Raw genomic sequence first — 15,116 nt, forward strand, 5'->3', positions numbered from 1 at the left:
TCTAGCGGTCGCCATGCCTGAGCATGAGGATGCGGCCCAAACAGATTCGCTCGCAGCCTTAGGATGTGAGCATGATTGGCCAGCGCTGGTTACGCGCTTGCCATTGCGTGGTCTGGTAAAAGAACTTGCGTATCGTAGCGAGCTGGTGCGCATTGAAGGGACAAAGTTGACCTTGAAAGTCTCGGTAGCGCAGCTCGCTGAGCGCGGGCAATTGGATAAACTATGCGCAGCGCTAACTGAATATTTAGGCAAACCGCTTAAATTAGTCGCTGAGATTGGTTCAGTCACGCAAACTGCCGCAGCGTTAGATGCAGCGCACAACCTCCAGCGTCAGCAAGCGGCGGAGCAAGCGTTGGCGCAAGACTCATTTGCTCAAACGCTGATGCGCGATTTTGATGCAACCATCGTACCTGGCTCGGTTAAGCCGACGCCTTCCACCAATACCCCGAATATTTAAAGAGGAGTCGTTAATGTTGAAAAACCAACTCGCCGGGCTGATGAAGCAAGCTCAGCAAATGCAAGAAAATATGAATAAAGCGCAAGAAGAGCTTGCATTGATTGAAATTGAAGGGCAATCAGGAGCAGGCCTTGTCAAAATAACCATGACCTGCAAGCATGAAGTGCGCCGTGTAGTGATCGATCCGAGCCTCTTTGACGATGACAAAGATATGCTCGAAGATCTGATTGCTGCGGCGTTTAATGATGCGGTGCATAAAGTCAGTGAAGCAACCCAAGAAAAAATGGGCAGAGTGACCAACGACTTACCTTTGCCAGCAGGCTTTAAACTGCCATTCTAAGTTCCAACCTTATGTCTAATCAGTGTTTTTGAATGACGTCGCCCGCAAGCTTGAGTGCGTTAATTGACGCCTTGCGCATATTGCCCGGGGTTGGCCCAAAATCCGCCCAGCGTATCGCCTTTCATCTTATGCAACATAACCGTGACGGCGCTGCCCGCCTGGGGAGTGCGTTATCGCAGGCGTTGCAGAATTTACGCCATTGTGTGTGTTGTAACACCTTAACTGAGGCTCAAACTTGCGAGACTTGCGCAGATCCAAGTCGTGATGCATCATTACTATGCGTGGTTGAAACGCCAGCGGACCAACTTATGCTAGAGCAAACTTTAGCTTACCGCGGGTTATACTTTGTGTTGATGGGACGCTTGAGTCCATTAGACGGCATCGGTCCGCGCGAGATTAATTTTGAGCGTCTGATGCAGCGCGCTACTGATGGTCGAGTGCAAGAGGTAATTTTAGCTACGAATTTTAATAATGAGGGGGAGGCGACTGCCCATTACCTCAGTCAGATGCTGAAAGTCCGAGGCTTGGCAACCACGCGGCTCGCGCGTGGCGTGCCCGTGGGGGCTGAGCTTGAATATACGGATGCCGGCACGATTGCGCGCGCGGTACTAGATCGACGCCAGCTTTAAAGTGAGGGGGGTGGCATGCAGAGAAAAAGCCGCCTTGCAGCATGAGTGAATAAGTTAAAAACTGGAGACGAAAGATGAAATGGGTCGACATTCAAGAAATCGCTATGGCATTAACAGAGACGCACCCAGAGATTGATCCGCAATATGTCCGTTTCACGGATTTGCACCGTTGGGTTACAGAGCTGGCTGGCTTCGCTGATGACCCGCAGCGCTCAAGCGAGAAAATACTTGAAGCTATTCAAGCGGCCTGGATTGAGGACTCGGATTATTGATAGACAAAAATGATTAATATCGCCTATTCTTTAATTGGGTAGTAAGTGTAATTTTTCGTTGTATTTTTTAGATCTAAGCGCGGTGCGGTGTTCATAGAAGGGGAGATTATGTTTAAGCATATTCTGATTCCAACGGATGGATCTGAGCTGTCACAAAAGGCTATCAGCAGCGGGATTGAACTCGCAAAGGCGCTGGGTTCCCACATTACTGCGTATACTTGTTTATTGCAATATCCTTATCCGCTCTTTGCCGAGGCGTCGATTGAGGCGCCAGTTGAATTTCGGCAGCGCCAAGAAAAAGAAGCACACGAGTATCTGCGGCGGGTTAAGGAAGCGGCAAGGAATGCGCAGGTGCCATGCGCAAGCCATATCAGTGCGCATTCGTCGCCTTACTTAGGAATTATTGAAGCCGCACAAGTGTGCGGCTGCGATGTCATTTTAATGGCCTCGCATGGCCGCAGTGGACTTAGTGCGCTGTTAATTGGCAGTGAAACGCAGCGCGTGTTAACGCACACCAAGGTCCCGGTTATTGTTTATCGTTGACGTGCTGCAACTCGAGTGCTTGAGCTGCGGCGGCCTGGCGCATTGCTGTTATTGCTAGTACCGCGGTAGCCATTGCTGCTATTAGAAGGTCGGCCATTGTTATTTGGTTTTGCATTGCGTGAGGGTGGGCGCTTGCTGTTTGGGCGCGACGATGGTGCTGCTGAGGGCGTGCGACGGGGTTCAAAGCCTGCAACCACATTCACGGGCAGAGTTTGTTTTGTAAAGCGTTCGATCCGACGTACGGCCTGCACCTCAGTGTGGTGAGCTAAGCTAATCGCGGTCCCACTGCGTCCTGCGCGGCCAGTACGGCCGATACGATGCACATAGTCCTCAGCAAATTTTGGCAAATCGTAATTAAATACATGTGTAATGCCAGGTATATCGATGCCACGGGCTGCTACGTCGGTGGCAACGAGTACCCGCACACGCCGCTCGCGCAAGGAACGGATGGTTCGAGTCCGCGCGCTTTGTGGCAGATCGCCATGCAATGCTGCTGAAGAGAAGCCCGCATCGAAAAGCAAATCAGCTAGCTCATCTGCACCGCTTTTGGTAGCTGTAAAAACCACGGCTTGGTCAAGGGTTTGATCGGCCAATAAATGTCTAAGCAAGCGGTCTTTATGGGAGCGATCATCTACCCAATGAACCGTTTGCGTAATATTTGCGCGTTGTTCAGGGCGGTGCGTAATTTCAATACACTCAGGCGTTTTTAATAAATTTTTGGTTAAATGGCTAATCCGGCTATCGATGGTGGCCGAAAACAGCAATGTTTGCCGATTTTCTGGCGTTGCAGCGACGATGGTCTCAATATCGTCGATAAAGCCCATATCTAACATTCGGTCAGCCTCATCCAGCACGAGCATCGTCAGTTTAGACAAATTAATGCGGCCGCGCTTAAGATGATCTAGCAAACGGCCGGGCGTGGCGACGACGATCTCTGGCTGCTTGGCTAGCAATGCAAGCTGTTGAGGGTAAGGCACGCCGCCTAAGATGCTGACGGTGCGCAAAGATTTTAAATGTTTGCCATAAGTGGTTGCGGCAGCTGTCACTTGCGCTGCGAGTTCGCGCGTAGGGGTCAGGACGAGTAAAGCCGGGTAGGCAGCCGGCTGCTGCTGATTGCGGCTATTGCCGCGGCGCTCACGGGAGCGCTCAGTGGGAGCGGCGGCAGCAGCAGGCGCTTCTTCCTTTTGCATTTGCGCAAAGCGCTGAATCGCGGGCAACATAAAAGCAGCTGTTTTGCCCGAGCCGGTTGGGCTGGAGACTAGCAAATCGCGGCCGGCGAGAGCAGCCGGAATCGCTTTTTGCTGGACGGGTGTAGGTTCGGTATAACCTGTTGCCTCTAGAGCCGATAAAATGGCCGGGCATAGGCCAAGCGCCGCAAAGGCTGCATTGCTTTTTGCTTGATCTGTGGTCGTAGGTGTAGGTGTGCTAGCTGAAGAATCAGAATTCATTGAGGATCCCTAAAAGTAAACAATGCGTCGGCTATTTGTAAGCTAAAGTCATACCATGCCGAAATGCGCGATACGGCGTAAAACCCAAGGTTTATACGTTGCGAGCATTGTTTGGAAGCTGTATTAAAAACGACAGCCTCTGAATGGGGAATCCGTGCAAAGCACGACCTAGACGGAGGAACAGTTTCCAGGCGGGGTAGGAACAAAACGCTGAAATGCTGACCAACTTATAAAAATTATAAAATGGTGAGCAAAGCGCATTATACTGAATTTGTTGCTTTAACTCAACAACTGATTTGTTTAATCGAGCTGAGGGGACGTTGCTTCGTTTTTTTGTTGGATGTTTCGCGTTACATCCGCGTCATTATTATTAAAGCACCATAATGAAATGGGGTCAGCGCTGGGTTTGAAAAAGATGCTCTGTAAAAATAGAGCGAGCCAGGGCTGAGCGTATAGATATTGCAAAAGCAATTCAAAGATTTATTGACCAAGTCTCGGGGTAGTTATCATGGGTACTTTTCGTACAGTTCATTCTTTTTTCTCGGCTCATTCATTTCCGAAAAAAACTGAAGCAGCGCCCAAAACTGAAGCGGCGCCCGTTTATAGGTCGTTTCCGGCAAGGCGAGGGATGGCTACGCAATTAGCTGGTTTACCTAAGCGTCCGTCTAGCCCGCAGAAAACCTTATTAGTGGACGAATTAGTGGATGATCCGATTTTTCCACTATGGTTGTCGCCTGATTATCAAGCCGGCGCTTGGGGCGCGGAAATCGCCATGGAGGCATCTGAAGCGGAAGTCATGCAACTGGTTGAGCAGTTTGTCGCGCCTGTGCAGGCTGTTGCGCGTGAAAAAATATTGCAAGAGCTCGACATGCAGTTGCGCATGGTTAAACCGGAGGTCGCTGGAAAAATTATTACCAAAGTGGCCCAAGCATTAGAGACTATACCCCGCGCATTATGGCCTCAAGTCCTGAACTTGGTGGACACGCTGCCGATTGATAGTCGGCCACAAGCCCTTGCGTGTCTGCATTCTGCTTGGCAGAAGCTAAACCTAGATCAAGCTTCACGGAAACAGATCTTTAACTTAATCGAACCTTGCTTAGCGTGCTTGACGCTTGCGGGGAGGGCGCAAGTGCTGGAAAGTATCGTAACTGAAGGTAAAGCCCAACTGGATGCGATTCAATTTGTTATGAAATGTTTGCCGACCTTAGGCAGTGGGACAACGATGTATCAGAAGGTATGCGCCGCTGTGCAACACGCTATACAAACTTTGCCCTCTGACACAAAAAAACCAAACTTGGCTTTCTCTAAGCAAAAGCAATCAGAGCTATTGGCCATCTAGCTAGGCTATAACGGACGTTTATTTCTTTAGGGGCCGATGGTCCATCGTATAATAAAGGGGACCGATTCTAAAAGTTCCCCCCATGGCTGATTTACTGAGTTATTTAAACCCCGAGCAACGGGCCGCAGTGACTTTGCCGGATGAACCAGCGTTAATCCTTGCCGGTGCTGGCAGTGGCAAAACGCGGGTGCTAACAACCCGCATTGCCTGGCTGATTCAGACGGGCCGTATTAATCCGGCGCAAGTGCTAGCTGTGACGTTTACTAATAAGGCGGCGCGCGAGATGATTGCGCGTTTAAGCGCACTGTTGCCTCTCAATCCTCGCGGCATGTGGATTGGTACCTTCCATGGCTTGTGTAACCGTTTGCTGCGCGTTCATTGCCGCGCGGCGGGTTTGCCGGCGACTTTCCAGATACTCGATATAGCCGATCAGTTGTCAGCGCTTAAGCGTTTACTCAAAGGACTCAATCTCGATAGCGAAAAATACCCGCCCAAACAGTTACAAAACTTTATCAATCATGCAAAAGAGGAGGGCTTGCGACCTTCTAAAATGGATGTCGACAATCCCTTTAATCGTAAGTTTGTTGAACTCTATGAAGCCTATGAAATTCAATGCCAACGGGAAGGTGCAGTTGACTTCGCAGAGCTGCTCCTGCGTAGTTATGAATTACTCGCGCGCGAGGTATCGCTGCGCGAGCACTATCAAGCTCGTTTTCAACACATTTTAGTGGACGAGTTTCAAGATACGAACAGATTGCAATATCAGTGGTTAAAGCTTTTAGCAGGTTCCAAAGGAGCGGTATTTGCGGTTGGCGATGATGATCAAAGTATCTATGGCTTTCGGGGCGCTAATGTTGGCAATATGCTGGATTTTCAGCGTGAATTTGAAGTGCGTAATTTGATCAAGCTAGAACAAAATTACCGCTCTCATGGCCACATCTTGGATGCCGCCAATGGCCTTATCGCCAATAATGCGCAGCGTCTGGGTAAAAATCTCTACACCGAAGCTGGCGCGGGTGAACCCGTGCGAGTCTATAGAGCGGAGACTGACACGCGGGAAGCCAATTGGTTGGGTGAAGAAATCCATGCTTTGATCGAACAAGGGGGTGCGCTTGATCAAATCGCATTGCTTTACCGCAGCAATGCGCAGTCTCGGGTGTTTGAGCATATGTTGGTCAGCCAGGGAATTCCATACCGCGTATATGGCGGCTTGCGCTTTTTCGAGCGGCAGGAAATTAAACACGCGCTGGCGTATTTGCGCTTACTTGATAATCTGGATGACGATACTTCGTTTTTACGGGTTGTCAATTTCCCAACCCGCGGAATTGGCGCGCGCGCGCTGGAGCAATTAAATGATATGGCGCGCTTGCATCAATGCTCGCTGGCGGCTGCCGTCACTTATGTGGGCGGCAAAACCGGTGCCAATTTAATTGCGTTTGTCCAGTTTATTGAACAAATGCGCCATGCTACGCAAGCCATGAGCTTGCCAGAAGTCGTTGAATATATTACGCAGACAAGCGGCCTGATTCCCCATTATGAAACTGAGCGTGAAGGGCAAGATCGGATTGAAAATTTACGTGAATTAGTCAATGCGGCGGTGGCTTTTGTGGCGGAGAATGGGGATGAGTTGAATACGCCAGCGCGTTCGATCCCTTTAGCGCCTGGTGCTACGCCGGCCGCTCAGTTGCCGGTAAACGAGTCGGCACAAATCAGCTTGACAGCTGAAGCCACAGATGGGATGACACCGCTGTCCGCTTTCCTGTCCCACGCTTCGCTCGAGGCGGGCGATAACCAAGCACAGACGGGGCAAAATGCGGTGCAACTGATGACCGTGCATGCAGCAAAAGGGCTTGAATTTAATGCGGTTTTTATTACTGGCCTCGAAGAAGGGCTGTTTCCTCACCAAAACAGCACAAATGACGCAAATAGCCTGGAGGAAGAGCGGCGTTTAATGTACGTTGCGATTACCCGCGCGAAGAAACGTTTATACCTATCCTTTGCGGAAAGCCGTATGCTGCATGGGCAAACGCGTTATAACGTAGGCTCTCGGTTTATCGATGAATTGCCTACTGAGGGACTGAAATGGTTAACCTCTAAGCGCGACTCATTTGCCCAAAATAGTATGACGCGAAGCCGTGACGAGAATAGTTGGGGGCGTAACTGGTTTGCGAAAAAGTCCACGCAAGAGGTGCGCGTTGCGCCATCTGCCCTTGAGGCGCGTCAGCGCACGGCGGCTACGGGCTTCTGGATAGGGCAAGCGGTGTTTCATACAAAGTTCGGCGAAGGCACTGTAGCGGCTCTTGAAGGTAACGGCGCTGAGGCACGCGCGCAGGTCAATTTTAGCCGGCACGGCGCGAAGTGGCTGGCGCTAGCGGTAGCAAAATTGCAACCGATTGATGATTAGCAATATCGTCAATGCACAGGGGTTAGATCATATGACAGACACCGTAGTCTTGATTCTCACCACGTTACCTTCGACGGAAGCAGCGGCTACATTGAGCCGCCAGGCGCTCGACACGAAATTTGCGGCCTGTGTTACACAATTTGCGCCCGTGCACTCGCGTTATTTTTGGCAAGGCAAGTTTGAAGAAACCGAAGAGATCGTGCTTCTTTTTAAAACTACGGTTGAAATGGCGCCAAAGCTAAAAGAATGGATTGCGCGCCATCATCCTTATCAAACGCCTGAAATTCTCAGTTGGCCAACTTCGGCTCATCCTGCTTATGCGCAATGGGTCGCGGCTACTGGGCTGCAATAACTTGAAAGCGCGTGTACGATTCATTTGACCATAAGCAGAAAACGAATCGCCTTGGCTTGGAGTATTTTTAGCCGCCTCACCGACTACTGCCATCCCTGAATAAAGAGTTCAGCGGAATAAATATGAAAAATGTCGGTTAAATATTCGTTGCGGCCTTTGCAGCTCTCCAAAATTGCAGCATGGGTTCGAATTGGGTCAATATACCCCTCTTTAGCTAAAAAACCTTCGAGGCAATGGGCCATCACATGAGCTTTATGTTGCCGTATGCCAAGCAAGTGGATGCCGGTTGTTTCACCTTTGTTGCGCCGCCAGAGGTGCGGATAGCCGGTTGCGGTAGAGACAGCCTTTCTAAGGATAATGCGATTATGGGCTCCCTCAAAGTGACGATAGCTAGGTGTCGACAGTGCGCATTCGATCATTGGCTGACACAGAAATGGATAATGTGTGCCTCTTTTGAATGGATGCGCCGGCGTTCTTACATCATCTAGCGATAAATAAGCTAGAAATAGCTGGTATAATTTACCGGGAAGGCGAATATTTGTGTTTTGAATAAATGGATGTAAATGGGACCAGCCATCGAGCGGTTCTCCTTGAGCTGCATCAGACAGTAGCTTAAACGCGCGACTGACATTTCCGAACGGATCCGAAGAAAATACAGATTTGATGGCAGACCACGCGATATGGGAAAGAGGTTTTCTACGGATTAACGCCAAATCCACCGCCCTACGCATCAGATGCCGCCAGTGCAACGTAAGCGCTGCATCGGCCAGCACGCTGCAAGGAGGCGGCGCGAGAAAAAGTGCATCCCCGCCATGTCCGCTGATGAGTATAGTGTTCTCACATTCGTCGAGCCTGCTGGCAATATGCTGATTAAATGCAAACGAGTTAGAGCGGAAGTGGGGCTTTGCGAGGCGTGGGATGAGCTTGACAGGCGCGAATGATAAAACTTTGTTATCGATTTCGTTAAGCCGGGCGCCCGTATATTGAGCGACGCGGCGCGCGTGCTCAAGCTCGTTAGACGAGCCAACCTCAGAATTATAATAATGAGCACAAGAAAGCGGTTGCGTAACAGGCGCTAATGCCTGCATGGCCAGCAAAATAGAACTCGACTCTAAGCCACCTGAAAGCTCTAACACCGGCTGGTCGTTGTGCGACACGTTTAGGCTTAGGTAGTTTTTTAAAATATCGTACGGATTTTGAGAGATTGAATCACGAACTGGGCTCTTGAGCGGATCCCAAACAGACGACATTTCTGGCTTGCGCCCATAAGTATAGAAAATAGCGCATCCTGGCGGAAGTTCCAAGATGTTATCAAATGGCAAGGCACCACTTTGAACTGTGCTCGTGCGCAGCCAAGTGGTAAAGAACGATTTATTCCAGCTTGGGCGCTCACCTATCTCAGTCAGAGTTTGATGTAAACAGGTAATCGTATCTGAAAATAATAATCCATGGCGCTCAGACCACGACCAATATACCGCCCATCGATTACTTGGATCGCAACAGCAAATGAATTTTCTAGCTATTTTGTCGAAACAGATAAATAAATACGCGCCCCAAAATTTAGCCGTTAATAAAGAAGGGCCTTTTAAGGCGATTTCACGCAAGTCACTTTTGTTAATTTCCCGATTGTCTTGCTTTGAAAACGCTTGCCCATAAAGACAATAAAAAAGCGTTTCGTCGTGGCTAAACAAAGTACACATGCTATGGTATTCGTCCGCCTCTTGCCAAAACGCACCGGCTAGCCGCCTTGTTTTATCATAAGTTAAAAACCAGTCTCGGTTTGGCGTTAATGGCTCTTGTGGTGTGGGGTAAACGCAGCCTAGAATGGTCATAACGGAGTTCCAACTTTAAGATGCAACTCCAAGCAGATCTACGCTCAAAGGAATCGTCAGCAATTTCCAACCGCCCACAGACATTCCGCCCGTTTGAGGGAAGGGCTAACCGAGTTTAATTTTGGATTAATTGCTGGAAACGTTTGCGCGGTGACCAAATTCTCATCGTTTTTGCGTAGGACAGGCGCGCTTGGAGTATAGTCATCGCTAATAAAATGCCAGACAAGCCGTGAGCATGCTTGTCTGGCCCGACTATTTACACGTCATCGTATTTACCAAAGCCGGCTTCGTTTTTCTCTCCTACCGCGCCCATGGTTGCTTCAGAAGCGCAAAATTCCATTAGGGTTTCTTCCAACTGAATATCTTGGCTTAGTTCTTTGCTCTTGGTCATGATCGTTTCCTTATTTTTACATTTAAAAACAAACCACCCCACGATGCAGGCGGGCAATATCTACACCAATCCACGCATAAGGCATCGAGAAAAAAATCACCTTAAAAGTGCCACAGCGCATTTCTTAGTGTAGGAGATAAACCCTATTAAGCAAGAGTTTTTTTGAGGGTTGGATTAGCCCCTTAAATAGCTCGCTCCTAGACGGCAAAAATCATGGCTGCATAGTCGCAGGCGGTTCAGTTGGAAAACAGCTAATATAACTTGCATAACGGGTACAAAAAGAAAGCGGAACTAAAATAATTTGCATAGTAAATATTAAGTTTTGCTTAATTTGTTCCTCAGCGCTTCCGAGTACGGACAAGATACTGAACACGACTAATGACAACGCACAAGCAAAGCCTAGCCACAGTAATCCATGCACAATAATCGCGGTTAGATTCCGCCAGCAGACAACCACACTAAAGAAAATTGCCTTATGCAAAGGCACTTGGCGCCATGCGATTAAAGCGGGAGAAAACCAAAGTAGCATCGCATTCGCAATAGAACTTAGAATCATCGCCAACATCAATATAAATAATATTGAAGGGCTGCTTTCCATGATTTTGGGTTGGGCATTCAGCGATACGACCTTTTGTATCAAGAGTACCAAAATGAAGAGAGCGAACGCTTGGCATAGGCCGAGCAATAACAATTGCCATACAGCGCCCTTGTTGAAAGTGGCGCGTAAGCTAGTGAACAAAGCGAGGGGGGAGGTTGATTCATGATTGAGTGTGTTGCGACATACTGTCATGAAGCAAATCGTTACGAGCGGCAGTAAAACTAACGGCAGGTAATGGCCCAACACAGGTGCAGAGGAAATGAGCAGCATTAACAACGCATAGCCCAAAGAGGCAATTAGAAAAGTCGTTAAATTTTTCCAAAAGAGCTGAAGCCCTTGTTTAAACCATAAATAGCCAGTTTTGGCGGTAACTTGATTAAAATACATAGTATTGGGCGATTTTCAAAGTGATAGTTATAACCAAGTTATGGCTGCCATGTGCGTACATAAGCCAGTTTGAATTGGCGTTAGCCAATTGACGAGCCAACCACCCATCCCAGAGTATCCGCTGGGATAAAAGGTTAGGTCAGTTGCTGGCGCGCAGTCGCGCGTATTGGCCCAGAGGAAAAACAGCCAACATAGCTCGCATAAAATGTGCAAATGCCTATTGAAAAATAAATTATAGAAGCGGTAAAAAAGAGGGGGTACAACGCTAGTTTGATGCTTCTAACCTAAGCAATGCTCCCCATGCTCCGATAGTCCATAAGTTATATTAAACTCAACCACGGCAACCCTAATAGCGAATGTAGCATAAAAGCACTCAAATTTCGCCCAAATATGCCCATGCTGAAAAAAAGCGCCTAATGCACAGACATGGGATGCTATGCGCTTAAGGACGCTCGTTATACATAAGCCCGCTGAGCCTTATCTGAAAAGGCTTTGCGACCTTTATCCGCAGCGATCGAATCACGGCAAGAAGGGCGCCCGCCACACGTAGCAAGGTACTCCCCGAGTGAAAGTAACCCTGCCAAACCCTTGAGCTGGTAGAACCTCGTCACGCTTTTTCAGCCGCTAAGTCCCGCCTTAAAGACTCAATATCGTGTGAAAAGCAGTCAACGTAGCTTGCATAATTCATGCACAAAAGAATTGGTATCGAGTTAATGGGAATGGTAAGCGCTAATACGGCATACACTGGCGGATTAGCGTTTAACATAAAGAGTATGCCAAACGCTAAAGTATAGGTAATGCTTAAACATAGCAGCCACAGCAGTGAATTCAGCATAATGGCGCTAAAATTACGCCAACATGCAATCACGCTAAGGCCTAGCGCTTTATGTACCGGTATCCGGTGCCAAGCGATTAAAGCTGGCGCAAATCTGGTTAAGATACAAAATATTCTGTAAATTATTAGCCTGATCACCAATACGCATAGCACATAAAACGACGCATAATTTTCTGCTACCATATCTTTAATAAAATTATCGGGCGTGGTCCAGATTAAGACTATTAAAAATGCTAAAACTGCTGAGATCAGAAAGGCAATTATTTCATATAAGCCGAGTAATAGCAGTCGCGCCACAGTTTTCTTATTATAAGTACTAAGTAGAGTTATCTGGGTTGTGGGTAGGGTAGATTTTTGATTAAGCTTTTTGCGACATACTGCCATAAAGCCGACTCGTATGAGTGGACTTAAAAGCCGTTCCCCCACAATTAAAAGAGGCAGAATTAAAACTAAACTACATAAAGAGCCAATTAAAAAAATAAATGGGTTTTGCCCAAATAGCCAAAGTCCTTGTTTAAACCATGCGTAACCTGCTTTGGCAGGGAGTTTATTGATATGCATATATGGGCGTAAAAATTCTAAAAATTAAAGTGACTACAAAGCTGTCCCCATTATATGAGTACGCAGTATTTTCTCAAAGTGTGCAGGGTCATGAGGCTCAAGCATTTGCGCTTGACGTGGTAAATAAACATCATAAAGGCGCGATAGCCAAAAACGTAAGGCGCTAGCGCGTAGCATTGCGCGCCAACAGAATGTTTCGCCTGTAGTAAAAGGGCGTACCGTTTGATAACTGCGCAAAAACGCCTGTACCCGCACCGGATCAAGCTCGCCGCTTGGAGAATTAATACACCAATCATTGACACAAACTGCGACGTCGAAAAGCCATTTATCCACACCTGCAAAATAAAAATCAAAAAAACCGCTTAAACATTCAGCTTGATGAGTCGTGTTGGCTGGCGCAAAAAGCACATTATCGCGAAATAGATCGCAATGGCAGGGCCCCTCAGGCAAGGCAAGATAATCAGGACTCTTCTGCAAGGTGTGTTGAAACGCCAGTTCAGAGTGTAATAACTCACGCTGTGGCGTGGTCAAAAAAGGATCCACTGCACTGGCGGCTTGTTGTTGCCAATTTAGGCCGCGTAGATTGGGTTGCGCTAATGAAAAAGTGCGCCCCGCTAGGTGCATTTGCGCTAGCATTTGCCCGACTTGGGCGCAATGCTGTGCACCCGGTGTGAGCTGAGCTACGCCCTTCAGTTTGGTAACGATCGTAGCCGGTTTGCCGCACAGTTCGCCAAATAAAGTACCGTCATTACGCATCACGGGATCTGGCACGGGCACTTGATGCATTGCCAAATGCTGCATCAGATTGAGATAAAACGGCAGTTCGCTGGCAGCCAGTTTTTCGAAAATCGTTAGTACATAACTGCCGCGGCTGGTTGTGAGAAAAAAATTACTATTTTCAATCCCCGCCGTAATGCCACGCAAACTGAGCACCTGTCCAAGAGAATAGTGTTGTAGCCAAGATGTAAGTTGAGCGTCGGTAACAGGGGTGAAAACAGCCATGCGGATTTATAAAATAACAGCTTGATTGAAAGGAAAAGGCGATTTTAGCAAACCTACTGAATCCACTGGATGCAAAACCGCGTGCTTGTACGGCAAGAATGCTACACTCCTTTAGCTTGTTGTGCGCAGCTCGATCTCTACCATAGGCAGGCTTAAAGTAAAGCGGCAGGTTACCAGGCCAGGACGGTTCAAGGTGTGTGCATTTATTTAAAAATGTATTCAAAAAATATGACAGCTACAGAGCAAATTAAAGATCCAATCCTGGCCGTTAAACGGGTAGCCGAACTCTATGAGATAAGCACGACCGCTTTGCGCGATGCCTTTACGCGTTACCAACGCGGTGAGCAGTTTACGCGCCGAGTTCGCGCTTATTATCCTTATGTACGAGTGCGCACTGAAAATAGCACGCGACTTGATTCACGCCTCTCGTATGGATTTGTGTCAGGTCCTGGAGTCTTTGAAACGACGCTGACGCGCCCAGATTTATTCGACTATTATTACCAGCGGCAATTTAGTTTATTGGCTAACAATCATTCGGTGCAGCTTGAAGTGGGGCTATCCGAGCAACCGATCCCGATTCATTTTGCGTTTGCCGAAGGTATTCATTTAGAAAGTGCGCTAGCTTACGAACAGCTTAGCCAAATGCGCGATATTTTCGACATGCCTGATTTAGCGGCGTTTGATGATTGCATTGTAAATGGCTCTTATCAACCATTACCTGGCGGACCCCACCCACTGGCTCTTTTTACTGCGCCGCGAGTTGATTTTTCTTTGCATCGACTCAAGCATTATACGGCGACCTCGCCGACGCATTTTCAGAATTATGTACTCTATACGAATTATCAATTTTACATTGATGAATTTGTTCAGCTTGGCCGTACCTTAATGGCGCCGGCCAGTGATCCGGTTGAGAGTGCATATCGCAGCCAGTACGTGGCCTTCATTGAACCGGGTGATGTCGTTACGCATAATGCCAACCTTGCTGGGCCGGGGAGTAAGACGAGCGTAGCTGGAGTGGCGCCGACGCGTTTGCCGCAGATGCCTGCCTATCATCTAAAGCGAGCGGATGGCTCGGGCATTACGATGGTGAATATTGGCGTGGGACCTTCTAATGCCAAAACCATCACTGATCACATCGCGGTGTTGCGTCCCCACGCGTGGATTATGCTAGGCCATTGCGCGGGCCTACGTAATTCGCAGCGCTTAGGGGATTATGTGTTGGCGCATGGTTATGTGCGCGAAGACCATGTGCTGGATGCGGATTTGCCGCTTTGGGTGCCAATTCCGGCCTTGGCTGAAGTCCAGGTCGCGCTTGAGCGGGCGGTGGCTGATGTTACGCAGCTCGAAGGCTTAGCCTTAAAACGCGTCATGCGCACGGGCACCGTAGCCAGTGTCGATGACCGTAATTGGGAGCTGCGTAGTCACCAGGAGCCGATACGCCGCCTTTCGCAAAGCCGCGCAATTGCGCTGGATATGGAGAGTGCGACGATCTCGGCCAATGGTTTTCGGTTTCGTGTGCCGTATGGCACCCTTTTATGCGTTTCTGACAAACCGCTCCACGGAGAATTAAAATTGCCTGGTATGGCAAATACATTCTATCGTACGCAGATTAGCCAGCATTTAAAAATTGGCGTGCGAGCGATGGAATTACTGCGCGAAAACGGCCTAGATAACTTGCATAGCCGTAAACTGCGCAGTTTCGCCGAAGTAGCGTTTCAATAAACTA

At 48.5% G+C, this 15,116-nt stretch carries 15 protein-coding genes; 9 read left to right on the plus strand and 6 right to left on the minus strand.

The annotated features are described in order from the left end of the window. Nucleotides 1-13: 13 nt before the first annotated feature. From MCB1EB_RS12340 to MCB1EB_RS04950, 5 genes are all read left to right on the plus strand, one after another. Nucleotides 14-457 carry a DNA polymerase III subunit gamma/tau C-terminal domain-containing protein gene (locus MCB1EB_RS12340; protein WP_232034148.1) on the plus strand — a complete coding sequence of 148 codons (444 nt, stop codon included), beginning with the start codon at nucleotides 14-16 and terminating at the stop codon, nucleotides 455-457. A 13-nt stretch (nucleotides 458-470) separates the two neighbouring features. Further along, nucleotides 471-797 (plus strand): YbaB/EbfC family nucleoid-associated protein, encoded by a 327-nt coding sequence (locus MCB1EB_RS04935; protein WP_026920704.1) that lies wholly within the window; start codon nucleotides 471-473, stop codon nucleotides 795-797. A gap of 32 nt (nucleotides 798-829) precedes the next feature. After that, entirely contained in the window at nucleotides 830-1,426 is a 597-nt protein-coding gene (gene recR / locus MCB1EB_RS04940; protein WP_045362501.1) for a recombination mediator RecR, read from the plus strand. Between the two features lie 74 nt (nucleotides 1,427-1,500). Further along, nucleotides 1,501-1,698 carry a Fe-S cluster assembly protein IscX gene (iscX, locus tag MCB1EB_RS04945; RefSeq protein WP_026920702.1) on the plus strand — a complete coding sequence of 66 codons (198 nt, stop codon included), beginning with the start codon at nucleotides 1,501-1,503 and terminating at the stop codon, nucleotides 1,696-1,698. A gap of 108 nt (nucleotides 1,699-1,806) precedes the next feature. After that, nucleotides 1,807-2,241 carry a universal stress protein gene (locus MCB1EB_RS04950; RefSeq protein WP_045362499.1) on the plus strand — a complete coding sequence of 145 codons (435 nt, stop codon included), beginning with the start codon at nucleotides 1,807-1,809 and terminating at the stop codon, nucleotides 2,239-2,241. On the opposite strand, the gene MCB1EB_RS04955 is transcribed toward MCB1EB_RS04950, so the two are convergent. After that, a complete protein-coding gene (locus MCB1EB_RS04955) occupies nucleotides 2,232-3,689 on the minus strand; it encodes a DEAD/DEAH box helicase (protein WP_081953473.1) in 1,458 nt (485 codons plus the stop codon). The two genes, MCB1EB_RS04950 and MCB1EB_RS04955, sit on opposite strands and share 10 nt — an antisense overlap. Nucleotides 3,690-4,317: 628 nt before the next feature. On the opposite strand from MCB1EB_RS04955, the gene MCB1EB_RS04960 reads away from it, so the two are divergent. The 3 genes from MCB1EB_RS04960 to cutA all read left to right on the plus strand — a co-directional run bounded on the left by MCB1EB_RS04960 (nucleotide 4,318) and on the right by cutA (nucleotide 7,784). Then, entirely contained in the window at nucleotides 4,318-5,028 is a 711-nt protein-coding gene (locus MCB1EB_RS04960) for a hypothetical protein (protein WP_045362497.1), read from the plus strand. An 82-nt stretch (nucleotides 5,029-5,110) separates the two neighbouring features. Then, complete coding sequence (locus tag MCB1EB_RS04965) at nucleotides 5,111-7,432, plus strand: UvrD-helicase domain-containing protein (RefSeq protein WP_045362494.1); 2,322 nt, start codon at nucleotides 5,111-5,113, stop codon at nucleotides 7,430-7,432. Further along, nucleotides 7,425-7,784, plus strand: coding sequence for a divalent-cation tolerance protein CutA (gene cutA, locus MCB1EB_RS04970; RefSeq protein ID WP_232034149.1), 360 nt, complete (start codon nucleotides 7,425-7,427; stop codon nucleotides 7,782-7,784). Before MCB1EB_RS04965 ends, cutA begins: the two co-directional genes overlap by 8 nt. A gap of 83 nt (nucleotides 7,785-7,867) precedes the next feature. Here the strand turns inward: cutA and MCB1EB_RS04975 are convergent, their stop codons facing one another. From MCB1EB_RS04975 to MCB1EB_RS04990, 5 genes are all read right to left on the minus strand, one after another. Beyond that, a complete protein-coding gene (locus MCB1EB_RS04975) occupies nucleotides 7,868-9,616 on the minus strand; it encodes an asparagine synthase-related protein (RefSeq protein ID WP_045362490.1) in 1,749 nt (582 codons plus the stop codon). 256 nt (nucleotides 9,617-9,872) lie between these two features. After that, on the minus strand, nucleotides 9,873-10,007 hold the full coding sequence (locus MCB1EB_RS12345) for a burhizin family lasso peptide (protein WP_232034150.1): 135 nt from the start codon (nucleotides 10,005-10,007) through the stop codon (nucleotides 9,873-9,875). 211 nt (nucleotides 10,008-10,218) lie between these two features. Then, on the minus strand, nucleotides 10,219-10,992 hold the full coding sequence (locus MCB1EB_RS04980) for a BPSS1780 family membrane protein (RefSeq protein ID WP_045362488.1): 774 nt from the start codon (nucleotides 10,990-10,992) through the stop codon (nucleotides 10,219-10,221). 607 nt (nucleotides 10,993-11,599) lie between these two features. After that, nucleotides 11,600-12,388, minus strand: a complete 789-nt coding sequence (locus MCB1EB_RS04985) for a BPSS1780 family membrane protein (RefSeq protein ID WP_045362485.1) — start codon at nucleotides 12,386-12,388, stop codon at nucleotides 11,600-11,602. 33 nt (nucleotides 12,389-12,421) lie between these two features. Beyond that, entirely contained in the window at nucleotides 12,422-13,390 is a 969-nt protein-coding gene (locus MCB1EB_RS04990) for a homoserine kinase (RefSeq protein ID WP_045362482.1), read from the minus strand. A gap of 213 nt (nucleotides 13,391-13,603) precedes the next feature. Here MCB1EB_RS04990 and MCB1EB_RS04995 point away from each other — a divergent pair, with 213 nt between their 5' ends. After that, on the plus strand, nucleotides 13,604-15,112 hold the full coding sequence (locus MCB1EB_RS04995; protein ID WP_045362479.1) for an AMP nucleosidase: 1,509 nt from the start codon (nucleotides 13,604-13,606) through the stop codon (nucleotides 15,110-15,112). Nucleotides 15,113-15,116 lie beyond the last annotated feature (4 nt).

The sequence above is a fragment of the Mycoavidus cysteinexigens genome (genome assembly GCF_003966915.1).
Taxonomy (GTDB): Bacteria; Pseudomonadota; Gammaproteobacteria; order Burkholderiales; family Burkholderiaceae; genus Mycoavidus; species Mycoavidus cysteinexigens.

Coding starts and splice junctions, on each gene's coding strand:
- MCB1EB_RS12340 (WP_232034148.1), top strand. CDS start 14: ATGCCTGAGCATGAGGATGCGGCCCAAACAGATTCGCTCGCAGCCTTA.
- MCB1EB_RS04935 (WP_026920704.1), top strand. CDS start 471: ATGTTGAAAAACCAACTCGCCGGGCTGATGAAGCAAGCTCAGCAAATG.
- recR (WP_045362501.1), top strand. CDS start 830: ATGACGTCGCCCGCAAGCTTGAGTGCGTTAATTGACGCCTTGCGCATA.
- iscX (WP_026920702.1), top strand. CDS start 1,501: ATGAAATGGGTCGACATTCAAGAAATCGCTATGGCATTAACAGAGACG.
- MCB1EB_RS04950 (WP_045362499.1), top strand. CDS start 1,807: ATGTTTAAGCATATTCTGATTCCAACGGATGGATCTGAGCTGTCACAA.
- MCB1EB_RS04955 (WP_081953473.1), bottom strand. CDS start 3,689: ATGAATTCTGATTCTTCAGCTAGCACACCTACACCTACGACCACAGAT.
- MCB1EB_RS04960 (WP_045362497.1), top strand. CDS start 4,318: ATGGCTACGCAATTAGCTGGTTTACCTAAGCGTCCGTCTAGCCCGCAG.
- MCB1EB_RS04965 (WP_045362494.1), top strand. CDS start 5,111: ATGGCTGATTTACTGAGTTATTTAAACCCCGAGCAACGGGCCGCAGTG.
- cutA (WP_232034149.1), top strand. CDS start 7,425: ATGATTAGCAATATCGTCAATGCACAGGGGTTAGATCATATGACAGAC.
- MCB1EB_RS04975 (WP_045362490.1), bottom strand. CDS start 9,616: ATGACCATTCTAGGCTGCGTTTACCCCACACCACAAGAGCCATTAACG.
- MCB1EB_RS12345 (WP_232034150.1), bottom strand. CDS start 10,007: ATGACCAAGAGCAAAGAACTAAGCCAAGATATTCAGTTGGAAGAAACC.
- MCB1EB_RS04980 (WP_045362488.1), bottom strand. CDS start 10,992: ATGTATTTTAATCAAGTTACCGCCAAAACTGGCTATTTATGGTTTAAA.
- MCB1EB_RS04985 (WP_045362485.1), bottom strand. CDS start 12,388: ATGCATATCAATAAACTCCCTGCCAAAGCAGGTTACGCATGGTTTAAA.
- MCB1EB_RS04990 (WP_045362482.1), bottom strand. CDS start 13,390: ATGGCTGTTTTCACCCCTGTTACCGACGCTCAACTTACATCTTGGCTA.
- MCB1EB_RS04995 (WP_045362479.1), top strand. CDS start 13,604: ATGTATTCAAAAAATATGACAGCTACAGAGCAAATTAAAGATCCAATC.